Origin of the sequence: Vibrio sp. T11.5, assembly GCF_027587155.1 — a bacterium.
Classification (GTDB): domain Bacteria; phylum Pseudomonadota; class Gammaproteobacteria; order Enterobacterales; family Vibrionaceae; genus Vibrio; species Vibrio neptunius.
The window spans coordinates 130,568-154,596 of record NZ_JAPPTP010000004.1 but is presented as its reverse complement, the minus strand read 5'-3'; the positions used below and the strand labels follow the sequence as shown (position 1 = coordinate 154,596).

The window sequence follows — 24,029 nt, the reverse complement described above, 5'->3', positions numbered from 1 at the left end:
TCTCTGACTCATATCACGCCAGAACACCTCTTGTATCAATGACCACTTTCTTGCTGAAAGCGAGTTTGTCTGCAGCTTTGAACTGCTTATGATCGACAAGGACCACAACCACATTCGCTACTTCAAGAGCACGCTCCAGATCCATAAATTCAACTCCCGCTTTAACGAGGTTTTCCGGCAGCGAAGAAATGTTAGGCTCGACAGCGATCACCTGACCAACATTTTCATTGGCAAGCTGAGTGGTAATGTCCAGCGCAGGGCTCTCACGTAAGTCATCAATGTCCGCTTTAAACGCCAAGCCTAGACAAGCGATCACTGGTTTTTTAAATTCATCCGCGGCTTGTTTAACCTGATCAATCACCCAAAGAGGCTTGCCATCGTTAACTTCACGAGCCATTGCAATCACTTTTGCTTCGTCTGGGCAGCTGTTGACGATGAACCATGGGTCAACAGCGATACAATGTCCGCCGACACCAGGACCTGGGTTAAGAATATTCACACGTGGGTGGCGATTAGAAAGCTTGATCAGTTCCCAAACATTGATCTTCAATTTTTCACATATAAGGGACAGTTCATTGGCGAAAGCAATATTCACATCACGGAATGAGTTTTCAGTCAGCTTAGCCATTTCCGCCGTACGAGAATTCGTGAGAATACATTCTCCGCGCACAAAGGTTTGATAAAGTTCAACAGCACGCTTATTACAGGCATCGCTCATGCCGCCAATCACGCGATCGTTGCTCACCAGTTCCTGTAGAACATAGCCTGGTAAAACACGCTCAGGGCAATGGGCAACTTTAATATCAGCAGCATCTCCACTTTGCTGTGGGAACGTCAGGTCAGGGCGAGCTTCTGCTAACCAGCCTGCCATTTTTTCAGTAGCACCAACGGGTGACGTACTTTCCAGTACCACTAAATTACCTTTTTCAAGTACTGGTGCAATTGCCTTTGCGGCACTTTCAATGTAGCTCAGATCAGGCTCGTGGTTATCGCCTTTAAATGGTGTTGGAACCGCAACCATAAATGCATCGGCGGCTTCAGGAACGGTTGTTGCTTTTAGTTTACCTGTCATTACCGCACTGCGAACAACGATATCCAAATCCGGTTCAACAATATGGATCTCACCCTGATTAATGGTATCCACTGCATGCTGGTTGACATCAATACCGATAACTTCAATTCCTCGAGAAGCGATCACCGCAGCGGTTGGCAAGCCGATGTAACCCAAGCCGACAACTGAAACCTTGTTAAACATTATGTGTTCCTTAATCTTTAAAGCGCTAAAATATCTGCAATTCTTTGGCAAGCCTGCCCATCACCATACGGGTTGTGGGCCTGACTCATGGATTCATAAGCTGCTTGATCAGTCAAAAGCTGAGTTAGCTCGCGACAAATCAAATCGCTGTCCGTACCTACCAGTTTGACCGTTCCGGCTTCCACAGCTTCAGGTCTTTCAGTGGTATCTCGCATAACCAAAACGGGCTTACCGAGAGATGGAGCCTCTTCCTGTATACCGCCAGAGTCCGTCAATATGATGTGAGCCTTATTCATCAGATAAACAAATGGCAGATACTGTTGAGGCTCCACTAAATAAATGTTTGGAATATTTTTGAGCAAGCGATTGACTGGTTCTTGTACGTTCGGGTTTAGATGAACCGGATACAAAATCTGGCAATCTGGATGACGCAATGCGGTATCAGACAGTGCCTGACAGATGCGTTCAAAACCACCACCAAAGCTTTCTCTTCTATGGCCAGTCACCAAAATCAGTTTCTTGTCGGACTCAAGCATTGGGAACACATTATCCAGTGTCGCTCTAAGATCTGAATCGTTTTCAATCTTGTCGCGGATCATAAATAGCGCATCGATAACCGTATTACCCGTCACATAAACATCCGTGGCAGATACATTTTCATCAACCAGATTCTGTAGAGAGGTTTTTGTTGGCGCGAAGTGAAATTTCGTTAGGCAACCTGTCAGTTTCCGATTCCCTTCCTCAGGCCATGGAGAGTAGATGTTTCCAGTTCGAAGACCAGCCTCAACATGGCCAACCTGAATTTGCTGGTAATATGAGGCGAGCGTTGTGCCCAAAGTTGTTGCTGTATCCCCGTGAACCAAAACAACATCAGGTTTAAACTCGCTAAGAATCTCTTCCATCCCCGTTAAAATCTTGGTCGTTACCGTTGTCAGTGTTTGACCCGGTTCCATGATATCAAGGTCATAGTCCGGCTCTACTTGGAAGAGCTCTAATACTTGATGCAGCATCTCTCTGTGCTGTCCAGTGACACATACTTTGGTTTCAAATCGAGCGTCACTTTTCATTTGGTGAACCAAAGGCGCCATTTTTATTGCTTCTGGTCGCGTCCCAAACGTAATCAAAACCTTTTTCACAACACTTGTTCCCTGAATTTAGCCAAGAATCATTTATCGCTGCCGATAAAACTTAAAATAAAATTTGCCCAACTGAACCTGCGCTCAGCCAGACAAAAAGAAAAATACGAGAAATAAAAATGAGCCTTATAACTATGAAAAACAGGATATCAATGAATAAACTATCGTTCTGGCGCGTCTCACTTTTAATAACTGGGCAACTAATTTTATGCCGCTGTTGACGTTATATAATTGAGTACGTCGTCGCTGCCTTGTTCAATCAGTTCAAACACTTTCTGGTGACGAATTCGACTCCCCTTGTAAGGATCAGGGATTTCATTTTCATCAATATCTGAATACGAAAGGAACAGAGCAAGCTTGTTTCTGTACTCCCTAGGACAGAGGTCATACAATGCGGCAAGATTGGCTCTATCTGCTGCTAACACCATGTCATAGTGAGAAAAATCGTCTTTCGTTACCTGAGTAGCCGTCAAGCCATTTAGGCTATAGCCATACTTATCCGCCAAAGCTTGCACTTGTTTGTCTGGTGAGTTACCAACCTGATCACGAATTGTTCCTGCACTGGCAATATTAACAACGATGCCACGCTGCTGTGCTTTTGTTTTCAGAACAACTTCAGCGAGTGGTGAGCGGCATATATTGCCCATACAGACAACAAGGATAGAAGGCAAACTTCCCATAATGACTAACCAATTTTATATATTATTGTTGCAAACTATAAATCGGCTATAGGTTATCTTATCGGTGTTATCGAAGTTGTCTCAATTTTGAGTATGCAAAGCATTTAGCAAAGATAAATTTGAGCATTAACTCTAATCATACTCCGTTGTAATTTGATCCTAATCCCTTGCGCCAAAGAGACGCTCAATCTCCCAACAACTTATTGTTACTTAGCCATAGGCTATCTATATCGTTTTATTTATGTGATAAAAATGTTGAAAACCAGTAATTTAAATTGATATCTCTGTGAGCAACATCTTAGAACGTCCTTTCCATCCTAGCTGATCCATATTGTGTGACAGTTAACTAAGAAATTTATCCTTCAGCTTCTGACAATAACCTTATCCATATTAGTTCTAAGGAAATACTCTATGTTATATGTTGAGTTTCTCTTCCTGTTATTGATGCTCTATATCGGTTCACGCTATGGAGGAATCGGTTTAGGCGTTGTGTCAGGAATTGGGTTGGTCATTGAAGTCTTCATCTTTAAGATGCCCCCCACATCCCCACCTGTGACGGTCATGTTGATCATTCTTGCGGTGGTAACTTGTGCATCTATCTTAGAAGCTGCTGGTGGTCTGAAGTATATGCTGCAAGTGGCCGAAAGGCTCCTGCGCAAGAATCCCAAACGCGTCACACTCATCGCCCCTTTTGTCACTTACTCAATGACTTTTCTCTTAGGTACTGGCCATGCTGTCTATTCCATCATGCCTATCATTGGCGATGTGGCCCTAAAGAATGGCATTCGTCCTGAGCGACCGATGGCTGCTTCTTCGGTGGCTTCTCAGATAGCGATTACCGCATCACCTATATCTGCTGCTGTGGTCTACTACCTCGCTCAGCTTGCCGATATTCAGCATGACATCACTTTGCTATCCATCCTGATGGTGACAGTTCCTGCAACACTGTTTGGTACTCTGCTGATGTCTCTCTACAGCCTGAAGCGAGGAAAAGAGCTGCACGATGACCCAGAGTATCAAGCGAGGCTAAAAGATCCCGAATGGCGCAAGCGCATCGACAGCACAACCGCTACATCTCTCGACGAAGTACTGCCAACTTCAGCACGTAACGCAGTCCTCATTTTTCTCGCCTCGATCGTCACCATTGTCATTATTGCGATGGTGCCGGAAATTCGTACTATCGTTGAAGGCGATAAGCCAATAAAAATGTCTGTCATCATCCAGATGATGATGCTGTGTTTTGGTGGTGTAATCTTGCTGGCAACCAAAACCGACCCCCGAGATGTCCCCAACGGCGTGGTTTTTAAGTCTGGTATGGTCGCCGCTATTGCCATCTTTGGTATTGCATGGATGTCCGACACTTACTTTAAATATGCCATGCCTCAATTTCGATCAGGTATCGTTGAAATGGTGACCAGCTACCCTTGGACATTCGCTCTGGCATTGTTCATCGTTTCTGTTGTGGTCAACTCACAAGCAGCGACTGCTCGTATGATGCTACCAGTCGGTCTCGGGCTCGGCCTAGATCCTGCCCTATTGATTGGTTTGATGCCTGCCGTTTATGGCTATTTTTTCATTCCGAATTACCCTTCGGATATCGCCACGGTGAACTTTGATACTTCCGGTACAACCAAAATCGGTAAGTGGTATTTCAACCATTCATTTATGTCTGTCGGCTTGATAGGTGTGGTTGGTGCATGCTGCCTGGGTTATGTGCTAGGTCAGGTTGTTATTGGTTAAAAGCGTGAGATAAAACAAAGCGCCCTCAACCTAGCCTGAACAAGGTTGAGGGCGCTTTTCTATCCAGAGTTACTGATCGTGAACGATAATATGCTGATCAAGTAGGGTCGATATAATTTGCGAGGAATCCATACTGTTAAAGTCAATTTGTTGACCCAAATCCTCCACCAGAATGGTTTGTTCACCATTTCCATTACCATCTGGGTGCACGTTAAGTTCAATATCATCTCCATCAACTAACTTGGCATCCAAATGGGACAGTAAAGTATCCATATCCACATTCGCTTGCTTCAGTTCAGGTAACACCTCACGCAGGTCAATCTGATCTCCTTCAGCAATACTGAAATCAGTAATAGTGTCCGTCGCACCATCATCAATTTCATACCAAATAAAGGTATCTTCACCAGTACCACCTGTCAGAATGTCTGAACCTAAACCACCATCAAGAATATCGTCACCAGCGCCGCCCAGTAAGGTGTCATCGCCAGCACCACCGATGAGAGTATCATTGCCAGTTCCTCCTTCGATTCGATCGTCACCAGAACCCGACTGCAACTCGATACCTACGTCACTTCCCAATAGCTGGCTATCTTGGTTAGAGGAAGAAACATCAATATCGGAGATATCATTGGTCACGTTAAGGTTGATATCAATAGGTGCTGATTCAGCCGTAGAGCTATCCGTTTCAGTAGACACCGCGGTCAATTGAATGATGTGCGAACCTTCCTGAGCACCAACGATAGAGACGCTATCAATATCATCTGCTGGCACCACAACTTTGCCACCTACTGGAACCAGTGTTCCTGACGATGTTTCCACCGTTGCTCCAGCAGGAAGTCCCGATAGCTCTAGAGATAGAGCTTCATGGACATCCGTGAGTGCCGCAACGATCCCCAGTAGAGCGATACCATTATTGCTTGCTGTTAGGCTGGCATTAATGTTCTTGACATAATTATTATCCGCCGCAATCGATAGGGTTGGCGCGTTGGCAACAGGCGTAATCGTGATCGGTTTTTGCGTTGTCTCAGACATCACCATGCCTGAAGGGTTACCTGAATCCGTCGCAGTTATGGTGAGCATCACGCTGTCAGATGGGGCGTGCGTCGCATCAAAGGTTACACCAGTGCCGGCAGATGGAGAATCCAGCAGGGCATTCAGTTCACCAATAGTGCCCGTCAATGTAATTGAACTGCCTGACGACGGGGTTGCTGTGATTGAAGAACCCGCAGGTAGGGTAACATTCAGCTGTCCAAAATCGACACTGAGCGTGACTGCCATAGCATCATCAGAAAATGCGTCAACATAGTCTGCATCACTAACGGAGATTCCACTGACCAACTGACCCGAAGACTCATTGATGATGGTCGTAATATCGTCCACATCGATCTCAGGCTTATCATTTACCCCTATCACAGACAGTGAAACCGTGCCTGTATCTTGAAGGAAGTCATTGACCCCGTTCGTTGTACCATTGTCCTCAATGATATAGTTGATGGACACATCACCATTAAACTCATCTGCTGCCGTAAACGTCCAAGAAACACCATCAGGGTTAAGAGTCAGCGTGCCTTGCTCTGCGGGGACCGAGATGGACTTCACCACCAAATTATCACCATCAATGTCATTGCTGGCGGCAATCAGTTGCGCAGCGGTAATCTGAATACTGCCTTCTTCAAGAATATCCCCTAGATCAAGAGCACCAGCTTGAGGCTCATCATTGACTTCAGAGACATGAATAACGAATGACGTTTCGTTGGTGTTTGAGGTATCTGGGTTTGCAGCATCCACCGAACCCACATTGCCTTGATCGTCGATGTGGGCGGTCACTTTAACGCCATCAGTGTCGATCAAATCATTGCTGTTTTCATTCGGCTTGAACGTGACAAGATCTTGAGCAAGAGCCGAATTGATATCAGCGACTTTACCCGTAATTGTCACAGCCTGACCGGATACATCCACCGAAACAGTGACTCCATTGTTCGAAGCTATCGTAGTATTTTGGAATAACTCACCGCTGTCTACATTTAAAGTCAACGTGTATTCTGCATCAGGATCATCAAGGCTAGAGTCAACATCGGACACAGTGAAGCCTTTAATCGCCACCACAGTATCTTCTGCGGTCTGGATATCAGAAATATTGTTGAACTCTGGGCGGTCATTCACCGCTTCAACATCAACGTCGACATTAAAGACCTGATTCGTTGTCGGGCCGAGATATTCATTGCCATCTGCGTCTTTATCCACTGACTGGACGGTAATTTTCAGGCTATCTTCATTCCAAGTTCCTTTGTTGTGCTCCCCAGAGTTAAACACAATCTTACCGACTTCCTGAGCATCGACACGTAGCTCCCATTTACCATTGCCTAGATTGGTTGCAGGTGTCACACCATCTGGATAGTAAATCGTCGCACCGTCCGGTACTTGCTCAACAGTGATCAACAATGTTTCGGGCTGATCCTGAGCAGAATCACCCGGTAATAGATCGGTTTTATCAACGATACTCGCGTTGATAGCGATGTCGATGTTCTCACCTTCATTACCAGTCACGCTGCTTGTTGGGTCAATGTCTACCACATCGCCAACAGGGATAACATTAATGGTGAATTGCCCTTGATGTGCAGTCGGCTCTTGTAACAGCTGCTCTTGAGTGAACACGGTAATGCCAATATCAGCAGTGCCACTGAAATGCTCTGCTGGGCGAATCGAAATCGCTGACAGATCGATTTCTGTTGCGCTCGGGTCTGTCAATTGAATGACCCATTCACCACCACCACTATTCTTAACTACAAAGTCAGATGAAGTACTGGTTACCGTAAAGTCATCAGGCACACCCGTTAGTTTAGCTGAAAGGAATTGCTCTGAGCCATCCGTGTCATTCAATGCGATCGACAATCCAGAGCCACCTGAAGTGAGAGAAATGTCGGTATCTTCATCACCAACCACAACGATATTGTCCGCTTGGGTTGGCATAGTGACAGGGTCTAGGACTGGCGTGATATCAATGTCGACGCTTTGCGTGAAGGTGCGCTCACTACCCGTATTAGAAACTTGCGTCGTACCTGTAGTGTCGAAAGTGGTTTGGTCGACCACAGTGCCTTTCACAGTAAAGGAGATTGAATTACCACTGCTATCCGTCGGATAGTTTTCTTTAGGAACAAAGTACAAGCCATCCAATGCCGCCTGAATGACCGCAGGATCGTTAGAATCAACGACAAACACACTGCTGTCTGGCTGAATCGGGTCACCATTCACATCAGCGAAATAACCCAAGCTAGAATCAGGTAACGTGATTTCAACTCTCGTCAGTGTTTCTTGGCCTTGGTGACTATCGTTGCGAACATCTGCCAAATCAATATCAAGATCTAACTTAATAAGATTATCTTCCAGTGCATTAGCGTCCAGCTGGTTACCCGTGCCTTTTTCAACTGAAGTCGTACTCAGGCTTATTTCAGGAGTAAAATCGCTGTCGAGAGGCTGAGCCTGCTCGCCCGCTCCCGGTGCGATATCAACGACCGGTGTCACAGCGACAGGGATATTAAGCTCGACACGATTCTCATCACCTGATGCTTTATCCGTGGTGACAAAGGTAATCGGCAAGTTGAAGTCACCTGCATAGTCTTCAGGCAATTCTAGTTTGAGGCCATCAGGAATAGAAATACTCCCATCAGGGTTGATGGTTGCCTCAAACAGATGAAGATTATTGGCAAAATCGTCCTCAGCCCCAAGGACCTTCAGACCACTTACTTCTGCCGGAATATCGTTCGGGTCGATCACAATGGTGAGCTGGTCCGCGACATTATCCGCAGTACTCACATTGCTACCATCGACACCAATTTGGACAACATTGCCTATTTGACTACTAAGGTCAACGTAGTTGTCTTCAACTCCCGTGATAATGGCGTCTGGAGTAGTCACTTGCTCAATCACTGCTGCTTCGCTGTTTTGGCCAGCGACACTGCTAGGGAATGTCAGATCTATCGTGGTCGATTTTTCACTGACAGGGCCATTTTCGTTTTCATCCCCCTTGTCGTAGACTTCAGCGACAAATTCAACCTTCAAGGTGCTGCTTGGTAGACCGTTGCTATCGGTATAATTTAAACCGTTGGGTGCAACGATACTGAAGTTTTCTTCGTTGGTCACTGTCCAAGAACCATCACCATTGTTGACAGCACCTGTGACAAACAGCTGATCTAAGTCATCACCAGAAATCCCAACAAAACGAACCACCACTGCTTTCACTACTTCATCAGAGCTTGGGTCAAGATCTTCAAAGGAGATAACGTTCGCATCACCATTTTGATCGTTGATAGTGAAATCTATACGACCATCATCATCTGCATCGTCAATCGTGGTGACCACAGCATTATTAGATTTGACTTGAAGATCACCATCACTCTCGATAATTGGCCTAACCACAACCGTTAATGATCCCGTGATTTGTTTAGGAGCAACACTATCGCCATTGTTATCAGCGTCATGTTCTTCAATGGTTAGTGTGGTCTGTAAGTTGATGTCGACGCTAGAATCTTCCGGCGGTTTAACGCGCACCACAGGTTGGTTGGCGTTTTCATCCAAACCAGTGATGGTTAAAGTATTGGTAACATCATCATAAATCGCGGTGCCGCCTGTGTAGTTAGCCACTGGAGCGCCATCAATCGTAATCTCAACATCTTCTGGGAAACCAGAAATAGTAATGGATGAGACGAACTCATAATCACGATCATTGGTATCTGGTGCTCTGTCAAGGTTCTCTGCATTTGGCAGATTCCAAGGGACGACAATAAAGCTGTCTTCGTTACCTGTTGCAGTCCTGGTGTAAGCGTCATCACTACCGCCAGCATCAATAACAGGAACAACTTTTACCAAAATGCTGCCATCAACTTCTCTGATATGCCCGTCATTCTCCGTAACGATAACTTTGGTCGTTATATTGATGTCTTCCGTCGAATATTTTGGCGGTTCAACCGTAATACCTGAACTGTATTGTTCTTGCGTAATATTTGCCTGATAAATAGGGCCATTAGCATTACTACCTACATATACCAAGTCAATTGCACCACCATTACTATCGTACAATTGAACACCATCAGGAATATCTGAGAGAAGCACCGTTATCGATTCAGAGTTATCACTGACACCATCTTTTTCTTCGCCGGATAAGACAGCAAAACTCAACTCAATGCTCGAGTTTTCATTGATGACAACCTGTGCACCTGCATTACCATTACCGTCTGTGTAGCTGTACCAAGTATCAAGCACAGCACCTGTATCAGGCACATCAGGTATATCTGGGATGTAAGGGATATCAGCAACACCTTTTACGGACACGTGAACGGTTTTACCTGCCCCCATTTCGGTCACATCAGTAACTTGGGACCCGTCGCCAAGCGATGCAGTATCTTTCACCACACCTGTCGCCTCAAAGGTAAAATTCTCGTTGGAATGCAGAGGTGGCTGAATCTCGACCTTATCTAAATCAGATTGTGCAATCTCATAGTAGCTACCGTTTCCATCAGTAATCAGTGGTAGCGGATCACCTGAGCTCACCCAACGGACTTCAAAACCAACTAACGATTGGCCATTTTCATCAGTGAAATCGGATAAACGGATATAGAGAACTTCAGAAGTATCTCCCGGTGTATCGATGTCAGCCGTTGAGTTAAGCGTGATGACTTTGTCGAGTGTAAACGGTTCATGATCTGCGTCTGGATCGATTGTGTTCTGGCTCGCTGCATTATCCTCAAAAATGGCTATCCGATTGACGGAGAAACTGCTGCCATCTGCTACTGGCGTAACATTAAACACCAGCTCTTGCACCACGGATTCTGCTGAGTCTTTACCTGAAGCTGCATTGGAGTCTTCTTCAGTCAACGCTTTCGCGTCAAACTTAATCGCTCCAGAAAAGTTATCCCTCGGATTTAGCTGAACATTGTTGATGTCGTCAGAGCTGATCAAATAAACACCCGGCGATGATTCTGCAATAACGTTTCCTGATGCATCCAGTAACTCAAACTCACCTTGACCTTGAGTCACTTCAAGACGGTAAGTAATCGTCTCTGGATTACTGGTATCCTGTGTAACCGCACTCAAGTTGAGCGTCTGATGAGCACCATCCTCTGTTAGAGTGTATTCGTAGGTGCTATTGGCATCATCCCAGGTGGCAATATCCGCAACACTTTCTACTTCAATTCTGAAGCTCGAATTCAGCTTATGATCCAACGTACCATCGTTGTCAATTTCAAGCTGGTACTTGATCTGGATACCTGATTCATCGGTCGAGTAGTTTCTGTCCGGTACAAAATACAGGTTGGTGATCGTGGTGATTTGATCGCCATCACCATTCACACTCGATGTCTGATCAATCAAAGAGCCATCAATGTAGATTTTGCCTCTGTTGTTCGGTTCAAGTTCGACGTATTGGCTGCCGTCGAAGTAGTAGAAGGTACCGTGGTGATCTCCCGCCTTGATCGTCATGCCACCAATAGATTCGTTGTTATCTGCATCATACAAATTCGCTTGAAGCAAAATCTGTGTTGGGGAGTCAAGACCCGTAATACCGCTCTGGTTATCCTGAACGTTAGCGGTATCAACGGTATTCGGATTATTTGGATCGTAGTCAATCGACGGATCACGACCAGATTCTTCGAAAGTCGTAACTTTGAGAGCGATTGCTGACGCTTTCCTATCGACGATGGTCAGATCTAATTGCGCCGTTGAGGTATCTTTGTCTCCATCCGTCGCAGTCACGTCAATACTAAAATCAAACGTATCACCATCATGTTCTAGGTTATCGTAGGCTTTAAAACGAATGTTACCATTAGAATTGACTCTCAACTCACCCAGTTCGCGGATATCTCTTGTTCCGTTACCAGTATCGTATTCTTCGTAAACTTTGATCGTTTGATTGCCAGACTGAATATCGACACTATCGACATAAGTACCATTTTCACCGCCAAATTTAATCACCGAAGTACCATCTGTAGTCCCTTCAATCATCGTAATAGCAGCGTCATCAGCCCCTTTATCAGTGGAGGCTTCGAACATATTCACTCTCTTGAAACCACTGCCTTCAACTCTAGAAATCGAGTGGTCAGTCAACAATGGAACGTCATCGACGACGATAATAGGTAGAGTAATCTCAGCGGATTCATCTCCATCAAAATCTGTCGCTTTGATTGTAAAGTCGATTTGGACGCTGTTTTCACCCGCACCGTCTGCATGATCAAGAGGTTTAAGTAATTCAAATTGATAGCTGTTGTCTGATGTATCAAAAACAATTCTAAATACTGGCTCATGACCATTTTCAGTCATTGCTGTATAAGTGAACGTCGTGCCACTGCTTTGGACAGCAGCCCACTCAAGCGCTTCGCCGTCAGCAGATAAGCCATCTAACGTATCATTTGCATTCGTTAACTCATATTCCACAACGCTGTCAGCGCCTTCAGTGATAACGAAGTTACCATTGATAGTGGTGTCTTCAGAGCGATCCGAACCGATACCCACTAGGTCATCTTCGTCGACAGATGTTTCCCCTGTCGTCCCCGCTAGTACAGGTTGATCATCAATGACTTCAATTGGCAGGCGGACAGCAGGTGAGGTGTCGTTGTCTTTATCGATCGCAACCACATCAAACGGAATGGTCAACGTGTCGCTGTTTTGTGCATGGTCCAAAGCTTTAAATTGGGTGTAAGTGTAATCACCGTTGTCAGACAGCACTAAAGTGAAGATCACTTGACCGCCAGCCACACCTTGATAAGTGGTCGCACCAGCAACGCCGTTCACCTCAGAAATCGTCACCGCTTGACCGTTAGACGTTAGACCATTTTGTGTATCAGTTATATTCATCAACTCATAGGCAACAACACCATCAGCCCCTTGTGATGTGACAAAACTGCCTGTCGCAACAGCGACTGCACCTGACGAATCAGAACCTGCTGCCGTGTCATCTTCGTCAACGACAAACGTGCTTGATGGGTCAATAGATCGAATAGTTGGGCTATCATCGCCAATCGTCACAGGCAAGGTAATGCGGTCGGTGTCGCCATCGGTGTCGGTCGCCACCACGGTGAAGTTAATCAGTTCGCTGTCGCTGTTGGCGTCATGGTCAATCGGGCCTTTCAGCTCAAAGGTGTAGCTGCCGTCAGGACGTAACGTCAGCACAAACACGTCGCCATCAGTGCTTGAAGCCGTGTACGTGGCCACACCATTGGCATCGATGGATTCAGAGAGCGTGACCGCTTTGCCCTGAGAAGTCAGGCCATCAATCGGGTTAGTGGTTAGGTCAAGCTCGTAGCTCACGACCTTATCCGCACCTTCAAGCGTGGTGAAGTCTCCGTCTTGGCTCACTCCCGTCGCGTCTGGGCTAGTGCCACTGGCCAAGTCATTCTCATTGAGGATTAACGCCTCCGCCGAGGCAATGTTCGGACTATCATCGCCAATCGTCACAGGCAAGGTAATGCGGTCAGTATCACCATCGGTGTCGGTCGCCACCACCGTGAAATCAAAGCGTTCACTGTCGCTGTTGGCGTCATGGTCAATCGGCCCTTTCAGCTCAAAGGTGTAGCTGCCGTCTGGGCGTAGCGTCAGGACAAACACCTCACCATCGGCGCTGGAAGCGGTATAGGTTGCTACGCCATTGGCACCGACAGATTCAGACAGCGTCACCGCTTTGCCTTGCGAGGTCAGGCCATCAATCGGGTTAGTGGTCAGGTCAAGCTCGTAGCTCACGACCTTATCCGCACCTTCAAGCGTGGTAAAGTCTCCGTGTTGGCTCACTCCCGTCGCGTCTGGGCTAGTGCCACTGGCTAAGTCATTCTCATTGAGGATTAACGCCTCCGCCGAGGCAATGTTCGGACTATCATCGCCAATCGTCACTGGCAAGGTAATGCGGTCAGTATCACCATCGGTGTCGGTCGCCACCACGGTGAAGTTAATCAGTTCGCTGTCGCTGTTGGCGTCATGGTCAATCGGCGCTTTGAGTTCAAAGGTGTAGCTGCCGTCTGGGCGTAGCGTCAGGACAAACACCTCACCGTCCGCGCTGGAGGCGGTGTACGTCGCTACACCGTTAGCATCCACCGATTCAGACAGCGTCACTGCTTTGCCCTGAGAGGTCATGCCATCCATTGGGTTGGTGGTCAGGTCAAGCTCGTAGCTCACGACCTTATCTGCCCCTTGGATGGTTGTGAAGTCGCCGTCTTTGCTTAGCAAGGTGCCATCTGGGCTGGAGCCGCCAGCAAGGTCATTTTCTTGCAGAATGAGCGCTTCTACTGAGGCGATGTTCGGGCTGTCATCACCAATGGTCACTGGCAAGGTGATACTGTCGGTGTCGCCATCAGTATCGGTCGCCACCACCTTGAAGTTAATTAGCTCACTGTCGCTGTTGACATCATGGTCAATCGGCGCTTTCAGCTCAAAGGTGTAGCTGCCATCCGGGCGCAGGGTTAGGACGAATACTTCGCCATCGGCACTGGAGGCGGTGTACGTCGCCACGCCATTGGCATCCACCGATTCAGACAGCGTCACCGCTTTACCTTGTGAGGTCATGCCGTCAATTGGGTTGGTGCTCAGGTCAAGCTCGTAGCTCACGACCGTATCCGCACCTTGGATGGTGGTAAAGTCGCCATCTTTGCTCAACAAAGTGCCATCTGGGCTAGAGCCACTGGCTAAGTCATTTTCGTTGAGGATCAACGCCTCTGCTGAGGCGATGTTCGGGCTGTCATCACCAATGGTCACTGGCAGTGTAATGCTGTCGGTGTCGCCATCGGTGTCGGTCGCCACCACCGTGAAATCAAAGCGTTCACTGTCGCTGTTGGCGTCATGGTCAATCGGACCTTTCAGCTCAAAGGTGTAGCTGCCGTCTGGGCGTAGCGTCAGGACAAACACCTCACCATCGGCGCTGGAAGCGGTATAGGTTGCTACGCCATTGGCACCGACAGATTCAGACAGCGTCACCGCTTTGCCTTGCGAGGTCAGGCCATCAATCGGGTTAGTGGTCAGGTCAAGCTCGTAGCTCACGACCTTATCCGCACCTTCAAGCGTGGTAAAGTCTCCGTGTTGGCTCACTCCCGTCGCGTCTGGGCTAGTGCCACTGGCTAAGTCATTCTCATTGAGGATTAACGCTTCCGCCGAGGCGATGTTCGGGCTGTCATCACCAATCGTCACTGGCAGCGTGATACTGTCGGTGTCACCATCGGTGTCGGTCGCCACCACGGTGAAGTTAATCAGTTCGCTGTCGCTGTTGGCGTCATGGTCAATCGGCGCTTTGAGTTCAAAGGTGTAGCTGCCGTCTGGGCGTAGCGTCAGCACAAACACCTCACCATCAGTGCTTGAAGCCGTGTACGTGGCCACACCATTGGCATCGATGGATTCAGAGAGCGTGACCGCTTTGCCCTGAGAGGTCAGGCCATCAATCGGGTTAGTGGTCAGGTCAAGCTGGTAGCTCACGACCTTATCCGCACCTTCAAGCGTGGTAAAGTCTCCATGTTGGCTCACTCCCGTCGCGTCTGGGCTAGTGCCACTGGCTAAGTCATTCTCATTGAGGATTAACGCCTCCGCCGAGGCGATGTTCGGGCTGTCATCACCAATCGTCACTGGCAGGGTAATGCGGTCGGTGTCACCATCGGTGTCGGTCGCCACCACAGTAAAGTTAATCAGTTCGCTGTCACTGTTGGCATCATGGTCAATCGGCGCTTTGAGTTCAAAGGTATAGCTGCCGTCTGGGCGTAGCGTCAGGACAAACACCTCACCATCGGCGCTGGAAGCGGTATAGGTTGCTACGCCATTGGCATCGATGGACTCAGAAAGCGTCACCGCTTTGCCTTGCGAGGTCATGCCGTCAATTGGATTGGTCGAGAGGTCCAACTCGTAGCTCACGACCTTATCGGCACCTTGAATAGTGGTGAAGTCGCCGTCTTTGCTCAGCAAGGTACCGTCTGGGCTAGTGCCGCTGGCTAAGTCATTCTCATTGATGGTTAACGCCTCAGCATGGGTTATCGAAGGCGCATCATCAACAATATTAATAGAAATATTTTGGGCAACCGTATCACCATCATTATCTTTGGCAATAACTGCGAAATTCAATGTTTGATCATCAGCACTCGCAGCATGATCAATTGGTCCTTTTAACTCAAATGAGTAGGTGCCATCTCCTTTTATCGTCAGGACAAATACATCCTGAGCAGAGGTTGAACCGGTATAGGTATAGGTATTAGTTGCGCTGTCATAGGTTTCATTCAGCGATACCGCCAAGCCATCGGACTTCAAACCCGCTACTGGATTAGAGTTCGTATCGAGTCGGTATTCAACTACCGTATCTGCACCTTCAGTTACAGTAAACTGACCGTTTGCCGTCAAAGAAGCCGCGTCTGGTGAGGAACCTGAAGCGAGGTCATCTTCGTCAAGAGACAAAGCGTCAGCGCCGCTAATCGTCGGTGCATCGTCTTTCACTTGGATGAGAATTTTGCCCGCTTCCTCGGAACCCGTGCCGCCCGCTAACTCTGAACGGTCACCATCCGCATCAACCGCATAAACTGGGAGTTCAATCGTCAATGACTCATCGTTCACACCTAAATGATCAAGCTGTTCAAACAAGGTAAATTCGTAATCACCCTGCGCAGGTGTATCCACCTTAATTTCGAATACTGTGACACGGCTTCCGTTGAGCTCAATCACACCTTCATACGTTCGAACACCGTTCTCATTAGCCTTTAGCTCAAGGGTGACCTGCTGTCCCTGTGAAGTCAGTGAGCCATCGATATTGAACTCGCTTGGCTCCAGTTCAAAGTGATCGATAACATCGCTGCCTGCGGTGGCTGTAATAGAACCACTACCCGAGACTGCTACTGTGCCGACTTGCGAACCACCAACGACACCTGATTCATCAAGGCTCAACCCATCAACATTGGTAATAACAGGGTTGTCGCCGTCAGTAATCTCAATATTAATGTCATTAGTTACCGTATCCTGATCGTAATCTACAATAGTGGTCGGCAGCGAAAGAGAAATAGTATCAGAGCCATTGTGTTCCAGGGGTTTAAACTGCTGGTACTCATACTGCCCCTGCGTATCAACACTAACCGTCAGTACGGTATCTCCTGAACCATCAGCCGTTAACGTAATTGTTGTCCCATCATCTGACAGAGTTGCCGTCGTGGTTTGATTATCACTGAGTAAGCCATCAAATTGCTGAAGTGCAGAACTGTCAAACCTTACTGAGGCCAGTGCATCACTGCCAATTTCAACGAATTCACCTTGAATCAAGGTTGAGTCAGACTCGACGTTCTGAACATTGGTCGTTTGAGGTGTTGGATTAACGCCATCGCCGATTGAAACCTGTGCATCAATCGGTGCTTGGATGGCATTGCCACCAGAATCAGCACCAGTAATTCCAAAGCTGACTACGATCTGATCATCGCTGATCGCTACTTGTCCACCGCCAACAGAATCTAGATGATCAATAGGTTGGCTTACTGTTGTGGTCAGTTCTAGGCTGACATCTTTGCCAACCAAGGTGGTATCAATATCAATGCGCAGTACTTCGCCTTGGTCGTTGACACCAATAATCGCATTTTCAGCGGCATCATAAGTAAACGTAACGGCTTCACCTGACGAGCTAATATCAGAGTTGAGTTCAGCCAGCAGACTGGTGAGGGATGCCGATTCAGGGGTAAAGCTAGCAGCATCGAGGGGAAGATCGCCCGCGAAAATAGTGACTGTTGTTGTTGCTGTTTGTGGGTATGTGCCGCCTGATAGAGAACCTTCTGTCAAGGTTTCTGAAATGCTTTGACCGCCACCAGCAAATACTAACGTTCTTAGCTCATCCTCTGTCTCTTCTGCATCGTCTTGTACTTGCGCAGATGTTTCGAAGAAAGTGCTTGCCAGCACCTCGGTACCATTATAGTCAATAGTAACAAAGCCTCCATTAGCCGAGCTAGCGCCACCAGCTCCTGCTGCTGTCGCTTCTAGAATTTGAGTCGGGTCAGCCCCTTCCAAAATTGCGTCTTGAATCGCTGCAATATCACCCTCACTCAACGCATCGTCGCCGATTTGAGTAAAGTCAAATCCAATATCGCCGTTCACTTGTTCAGTATGCCAAGCGTTACCGGCAACATTGTCCAACTCTAAAGAGATAGTATTCTCGTCTACAATTGAAGCGACACCGCCAGCATTCAGTACCACAGAAGCATGACGAGCGGTGATCATTATTTCATTCGACTGGATAGTCTCGCCTTGAACGACTTTTCTCGCAGTTCCATCTGGCTTAACGGCAATGACGTCACCATTTACTTCTTCTACGATACGAGCCTGGCGTACAATTTCGACTTCCATACTTATCCCCTCAATCTGACTAAGCCAGTCAACAGCAATTAAGAAATTTAATAATATTTAACGAGCGTATTGGCGACAAAAATATCAAAATTTGTACGTGATTCCAGTGCTTATTACCGCATTAGGGCCAATGTTCGTTATTAGAGTAAGTATAGTCCGAATCACACACCACTTAGCCTTGGCTAACTGCATGATATTCAACAATTAACTCAAAACCACACTCAAATTTCTCACAAGTGAGAAATTTGAGTGAAAATTACCTTAAACCTCAAAATAGGGCTTTGAAAAACACAGCCTTTGATAGATAACTCTTCAAGTAAATAAAATACTATACGGACATTGATGTCTCTATGAATTACAAAATTCAGCGATACTTGGCCAATGGAAGAGAAGTTTTCGCACACTTACCCAATTTGTTTCCCATCGCAGGCCTATTCGGTGCGGTCTTTATCGTATCCTTGATTTGGAACTATCACCAAACGCGAGAACAAGCAATCCTCGACGGAAAACACTCCGTGACCACGCTGGAGAACTATATCGACCGAGTCGCTAGCGATTTAATTGTCCTAAAGCAAAATGTAACCACTTTATGTAGCGAAGCAGATAAGCTCGCCCTTCGCGCTCATATGTTTCATTCTGATATGATTAAAGAAATTGGTTTGTATAACGGGTCCAATGTCTACTGCACCAGTAACGAAGGACGAACTCGTATTCGTCTATTTTCTTCGGTGTTGCAACGAATTTCAGAATCATCAAATAACATCACCATTTCTCTGACCAAATCTAAGAGCAAACTCAATTCATTTTTCATTTATGTCTCTTCCAATGACGGAACAGGCATAAACGCCCTATTGCCACCTGTCCAGTTTCTTCAGCAAACGTCCTTTCTGTTAGATAAGCAACATTACGGGTATCAGATTCAAGTCCTCAATCGAAGTATTCAAGGGCAACATCAGATTTCTGAATATATGACGACTCCGTTTAACTTTTCATCACAACTCTATCCGTTGTCTGTCAAAATCCAACTTGATAGCGCCGCCTATCTTTATCACTACCAACAAAATATTTGGCTGATCGTGTTATTCGCTTTCGGCCTGTCACTGATTTATATCCTGCTTCGGCATCACACTCTTGTTAAACATTCGATTGAGTTCTGCCTGAGTAAGGCCATTAGCGAACGTCAAATCGAACTGTACTTACAACCTATTGTGGATATCGAAACACGTAACGTCGTCGGTAGTGAAGCCTTACTGCGTTGGGAACATCCATTGAAGGGCAGCATTTCTCCGGAAATATTTATTCCCTTAGCAGAGAAATTGGATCTTATTGATGACTTAACTCGTCACACCTTTCAATCAGTAACAGAGTTTTTATCACAAAATGGCCCTAGCCTAGGCAATCATTATATTAGTATTAACCTAAGCCGCACATCGTTACTCAAACCCGACTTTATGGCCTTTCTCAAGTCTTATGCGAAAGAAAAACCGGCTTTTGTGTCGCACATTCTGCTAGAAGTCACGGAAAACCTCGATTTCCCTGCAGAGCAACTAAAGGGCGCACTCAGTTCCCTGCAACAAATAAGCCAGCTCGGATTCGAAGTTGCAGTCGATGATTTTGGTACCGGATACTCTGGGTTGAATTTGATAAGACAGCACAAGTTTAATGTGATGAAAATAGATAGAGTTTTCATTAATAGCTTAGGCGAAGACACCCAAATCAAACCCGTAATCCAATCGATGGTGAACTTAGCAAAAGAGCTCAACATGAAAATTATTGCTGAGGGAGTAGAAAACGAACTTCAAATCAGCCAATTAAACGAACTTGGTGTCCGTTACATCCAAGGCTTTTACTATTCAAGACCAATAAAGCCTGAGGCACTTGTTGAATACACTGTCACTCCGTTTAGCGTACGCTTTGCCCATTCTTATGTCTGTTACTAAAAAGGAGCCAGCAGCACTCGCTCCTTTTGTCTTTCCAAAGGTCATGGTTATGCCACACCATGACCTTTGGAGGCGACCCAAACCCGATACCACTGTTCACGAGTAAGCTCAATGTCCATCGCTTCAAAAGCGCTTTTCACGCGTTCAATTTTTCCTGAACCAATAATAGGCAGAGGTCGCGCTGGTAGTCGATTTACCCATGCGTAGATGATTTGATCGATACTCTGCGCACCGACTTCACATCGGATTGCTTCTAGCTCATCACGAACACGTTGCGCCTGCTCGGTTGCACCAGTAAAAATGCTCCCTCCACCGAGACAAGACCATGCCATTGGTCGCACGCGCTTCATTTGAAGCTGATCTAATGTACCATCATGGGCAACCTCAAAATTCAGTGGATTGATTTCAATCTGGTTAGTAACGAGCGGTTTCGCCACGCGTGACTGTAGAAGATCAAACTGACTTGGAGTGAAGTTAGACACGCCAAAGTGCTTCACTTTGCCAACTTTATGTAATTCACTAAACGCATCAGCCACTTCATCCGCATCCATCAGTACATCTGGTCTGTGGATAAGCAGCACATCGATCTGATCTATGTTCAGGCGTTCAAGCGAATTGTTCACAGATTCATAAATATGCCCCGCACTGGTGTCATAATGATTGACCTTGCGTTGAGGAAATTTGTCGGTACAGAGCTTAATATCACACTTAGTGACAATCTGGAGCTCATCGCGAACGGAAGGATCTAGCTTCAACGCTTCACCGAATAGCGATTCACATTCGTAATTGCCGTAGATATCGGCGTGGTCGACCGTGGTAATACCTAACTCAATGTGTTGCTTGAGAAAAGACAATCGTTGCTGAGGCGTCATACCCCATTCTGCAAGACGCCAGTAACCCTGAACCAGTTGAGAAAACTCTGGGCCTTGCGGCGCAATTGTGACTTTAGACACCATCACTTACCTCCTAATAAAAACTGCCTTTACAGTATTCTTGTTTAATTCAATGCTCAACGTATACTGACAACAAATTCGAACCAGAGTACGAAAAATTGAGTTTCTCCGAACGGCTAAAACAATTGATTGGTGAAGAGTCAGTTTCTGGCTTTGCCCGCCGAGTCGAACTTTCAGAGGCCCTTATTCGCAAATATCTCAACGGCAGTGAACCTAGTTTGTCGAAAGCAAACCAAATAGCCATGAAAGCCAACTGTTCACTTGAATGGCTGGCCACTGGCTGCGGGTACCTATATAGACAAGCGGAAGTGGTCGACATGGATGCCTATGTAGTAGCCTATCGATACGTTCATGGTTTTGAGCCCAAAGACCATGAACAACACCGCCATGTCATTGCAGGCTATCAATATCTGCGAGGCCATAAAAAAGCCGATGGCTACTTAGATGAATCTGCCATGGTGCAATTTTTAAATCTGCAGATAAAGGCACAATGCTGAAACTGTCATTTGCATAATACAAAGGATGACTACTGTGATGTTGAGCAAACTTTAGGGCGTAGATTAAGGGAATGATGTCAGCTTGAAGAAATCGGCTTAGCCTTGTTGAAAAAACAATCAAGGAATGAACGTGAAGCCAACACATCTCTCTCTTACTGTGCTGACTGCCCTAATCAGCTTATCAAGCTTAGCCACGCCGACTCTTACCATTTCAACCACAACCACAAGTCGGGACTTCCCTTTAAGCACATCGGATCCATTGGTTCTACCACTTAAAAAAGAAACCTATCAAGTTAATATATCGGGGATCGATGGGACATGCCCGTCGGTGACAGAACCGACAGTGAAGTTCCGTAAACCACTCAGCCTCAATTGCAATAGCGCTACCGAATTATCGGTTAAGATCCGCTTCAGAGGTGATTACTCCTTTGCCTACGATGATACTCAACACACAATAACAATCGCTCGGGAAGCCAAGAAAATTGCAGCCAAAAAGTTTACCCGCCCTATCCCCGATGTAGTCTGCGAGCAATACAAAGGTGGAGAAGTGACACTTTCTTTAGGTGATACCTTCAGTGAAGGTACTCAACTCAGGGAGGTATTTTCAAATCAACTCGTTACCGTACAAAACAACCAAGTCAGACTAACCCCCTCTCCAAGTAGTGGTGGACTTGTTCTACTTGAACAGGCCGACACCAGCGCTTCCTCTGCGCAATTTAATTATCGAAACGCCAATATCTATTTCGCGATGGTAGATCGATTCAACAACGGAGATACATCCAATGACCACAGCTATGGTCGAAAGAAAGATGGCAAACAAGAGGTAGGCACTTTTCATGGAGGGGATCTCAAAGGACTAACTGAAAAGCTCGATTATATTCAGAGCCTTGGCACTGACGTGATCTGGCTTTCTCCTATCGTAGAGCAAGTTCATGGCTTTGTCGGTGGTGGAGAGAAAGGCAGTTTTCCATTCTACAGCTACCATGGCTACTGGACTCGTGATTTCACTAAAATTGACCAAAACTTTGGTAATGAAGAAGATCTAAAACAGTTGGTCACACAGGCTCATAAGCGCGGTATGCGTATCTTTCTGGATGCCGTTGTAAACCATTCTGGTTACTCGACACTAGCAGACTTACAATTCGACAATATAAACGTTGTTAACACCCAAAACATGCCTGATAAATGGCAAGACTGGGCGCCGAAATCAGGACAGAACTGGCATAGTTTTAATGATTTTGTTGATTACACAAGTTCAAACTGGCACCAGTGGTGGGGTAAAGACTGGGTCCGAGCAGGGTTGCCAGGCTACAGCAAACCCGGCTCAAACGACATCACCAAAACACTGGCTGGCTTACCTGATTTTTTAACCGAGTCTAAGCAGCCTGTAACACCACCAAAATGGTTACTCGACAACCCGGGAACCCGCGTTCAAGCACGCGAAAGCTACACCGTATCTGACTACCTCATCGAGTGGCAAACCGACTGGGTCAAGCGATTTGGTATTGATGGGTTTCGAGTTGATACCGTTAAACACGTTGAAGGAGATGTGTGGAAACGGTTGAAAAGCGAGGCAACAAACAGTCTTGAGCAATGGCGTACCAACAATAATCAGACCGGACAGCCTTTCTGGATGCTAGGAGAAGTATGGGGACATTCTGCCTATCGCTCTCCTTATGCTAACCAAGGTTTCGACGCACTAATCAACTTTGATATGCAGAAGAAACTCGACAAAGGTGCCGCTTGCCTGAGCCAAATGCAGGAGACCTATCAAAACTACGCTGATTCAATGCAAGAAACACCAGACTTTACCCCTGTCAGCTACATGTCTTCACACGACACAGAACTGTTTTTCAGTCGCTTCAACTCATTTGAGATGCAGCGTAACGCCGCTAACGCTTTATTACTTAGCCCCGGAGCCGTGCAGGTTTACTACGGTGATGAAGTGGGGCGTGGTTTGGGCCCCTATGCTGATGACTTCCATCAAGGCACTCGCTCTGACATGTTGTGGAAGCTAAGCAAAGAGCGCCAACAGCTTCTCAAGCACTGGAAAACGTTAGGTAAGTTCCGTCAATCCCATCCTGCAATAGGAGCTGGTGTACACAAAGAAATTGGCAACAATTCAACCTATGTTTTCTCTCGAAGTTTGGAAGACGACACGGTTGTCGTAGGTTTCGTTGGTAAATGAATATACAAGGGCTCTCTACCGAGAGCTTTTGTTCAAATTAGTCAGATTAAGGTTCGTAGTTTGGGTTCATTAATGAATACCGGTATTGCTGATCTTTCTGTCCTTCCGCCGCAATATAAAGTAAGAATAGTCCTGTATGACCGATGCCACACTTGAGATCGCAAGGGACCTCATAATCTAGCTTCAAAGCAGGTGGAGGTGATGTACGATCGACCTTTACATCAATCGGGTCTTGGTTCATCTCATTGCGCGAGTCATCGTACTTGGGCAGGGTGTAAATAAACAAATCACTTTCGCTTTGGGCCGCATGAGCG

At 46.5% G+C, this 24,029-nt stretch carries 10 protein-coding genes; 4 read left to right on the top strand and 6 right to left on the bottom strand.

Annotation, left to right across the window (positions count from 1 at the left end; all coding sequences use genetic code 11):
• Positions 1-13: 13 nt before the first annotated feature.
• The 3 genes from vpsB to OH455_RS06485 all read right to left on the bottom strand — a co-directional run bounded on the left by vpsB (position 14) and on the right by OH455_RS06485 (position 3,062).
• Positions 14-1,255, bottom strand: coding sequence for a UDP-N-acetyl-D-mannosamine dehydrogenase VpsB (vpsB, locus tag OH455_RS06495; protein ID WP_040121290.1), 1,242 nt, complete (start codon positions 1,253-1,255; stop codon positions 14-16).
• 17 nt (positions 1,256-1,272) lie between these two features.
• Entirely contained in the window at positions 1,273-2,391 is a 1,119-nt protein-coding gene (gene wecB, locus OH455_RS06490; protein WP_269980787.1) for a non-hydrolyzing UDP-N-acetylglucosamine 2-epimerase, read from the bottom strand.
• Positions 2,392-2,597: 206 nt separating this feature from the next.
• Positions 2,598-3,062: a low molecular weight protein-tyrosine-phosphatase gene (locus OH455_RS06485; protein ID WP_206370529.1), complete on the bottom strand. Its 465-nt coding sequence runs from the start codon at positions 3,060-3,062 to the stop codon at positions 2,598-2,600.
• A 420-nt stretch (positions 3,063-3,482) separates the two neighbouring features.
• On the opposite strand from OH455_RS06485, the gene OH455_RS06480 reads away from it, so the two are divergent.
• On the top strand, positions 3,483-4,811 hold the full coding sequence (locus OH455_RS06480) for an anaerobic C4-dicarboxylate transporter (RefSeq protein ID WP_269980786.1): 1,329 nt from the start codon (positions 3,483-3,485) through the stop codon (positions 4,809-4,811).
• Between the two features lie 69 nt (positions 4,812-4,880).
• Here the strand turns inward: OH455_RS06480 and OH455_RS06475 are convergent, their stop codons facing one another.
• Complete coding sequence (locus OH455_RS06475) at positions 4,881-18,137, bottom strand: retention module-containing protein (RefSeq protein WP_269980785.1); 13,257 nt, start codon at positions 18,135-18,137, stop codon at positions 4,881-4,883.
• Positions 18,138-18,487: 350 nt separating this feature from the next.
• On the opposite strand from OH455_RS06475, the gene OH455_RS06470 reads away from it, so the two are divergent.
• Positions 18,488-20,077: an EAL domain-containing protein gene (locus OH455_RS06470; protein WP_269980784.1), complete on the top strand. Its 1,590-nt coding sequence runs from the start codon at positions 18,488-18,490 to the stop codon at positions 20,075-20,077.
• 47 nt (positions 20,078-20,124) lie between these two features.
• Here OH455_RS06470 and OH455_RS06465 read toward each other — a convergent pair whose 3' ends face one another.
• Positions 20,125-21,033 (bottom strand): aldo/keto reductase, encoded by a 909-nt coding sequence (locus OH455_RS06465; protein WP_269980783.1) that lies wholly within the window; start codon positions 21,031-21,033, stop codon positions 20,125-20,127.
• Positions 21,034-21,128: 95 nt separating this feature from the next.
• Between OH455_RS06465 and OH455_RS06460 the strand changes: the two genes are divergently transcribed.
• The gene (locus tag OH455_RS06460; protein WP_269980782.1) at positions 21,129-21,527 is read left to right on the top strand and encodes a helix-turn-helix domain-containing protein; all 399 of its coding nucleotides are present in this window, start codon (positions 21,129-21,131) and stop codon (positions 21,525-21,527) included.
• A gap of 124 nt (positions 21,528-21,651) precedes the next feature.
• Positions 21,652-23,715, top strand: a complete 2,064-nt coding sequence (locus OH455_RS06455) for an alpha-amylase (RefSeq protein ID WP_269980781.1) — start codon at positions 21,652-21,654, stop codon at positions 23,713-23,715.
• Between the two features lie 46 nt (positions 23,716-23,761).
• Here the strand turns inward: OH455_RS06455 and OH455_RS06450 are convergent, their stop codons facing one another.
• Positions 23,762-24,001, bottom strand: coding sequence for a hypothetical protein (locus tag OH455_RS06450; RefSeq protein WP_269980780.1), 240 nt, complete (start codon positions 23,999-24,001; stop codon positions 23,762-23,764).
• Between the last annotated feature and the right edge of the window lie 28 nt (positions 24,002-24,029).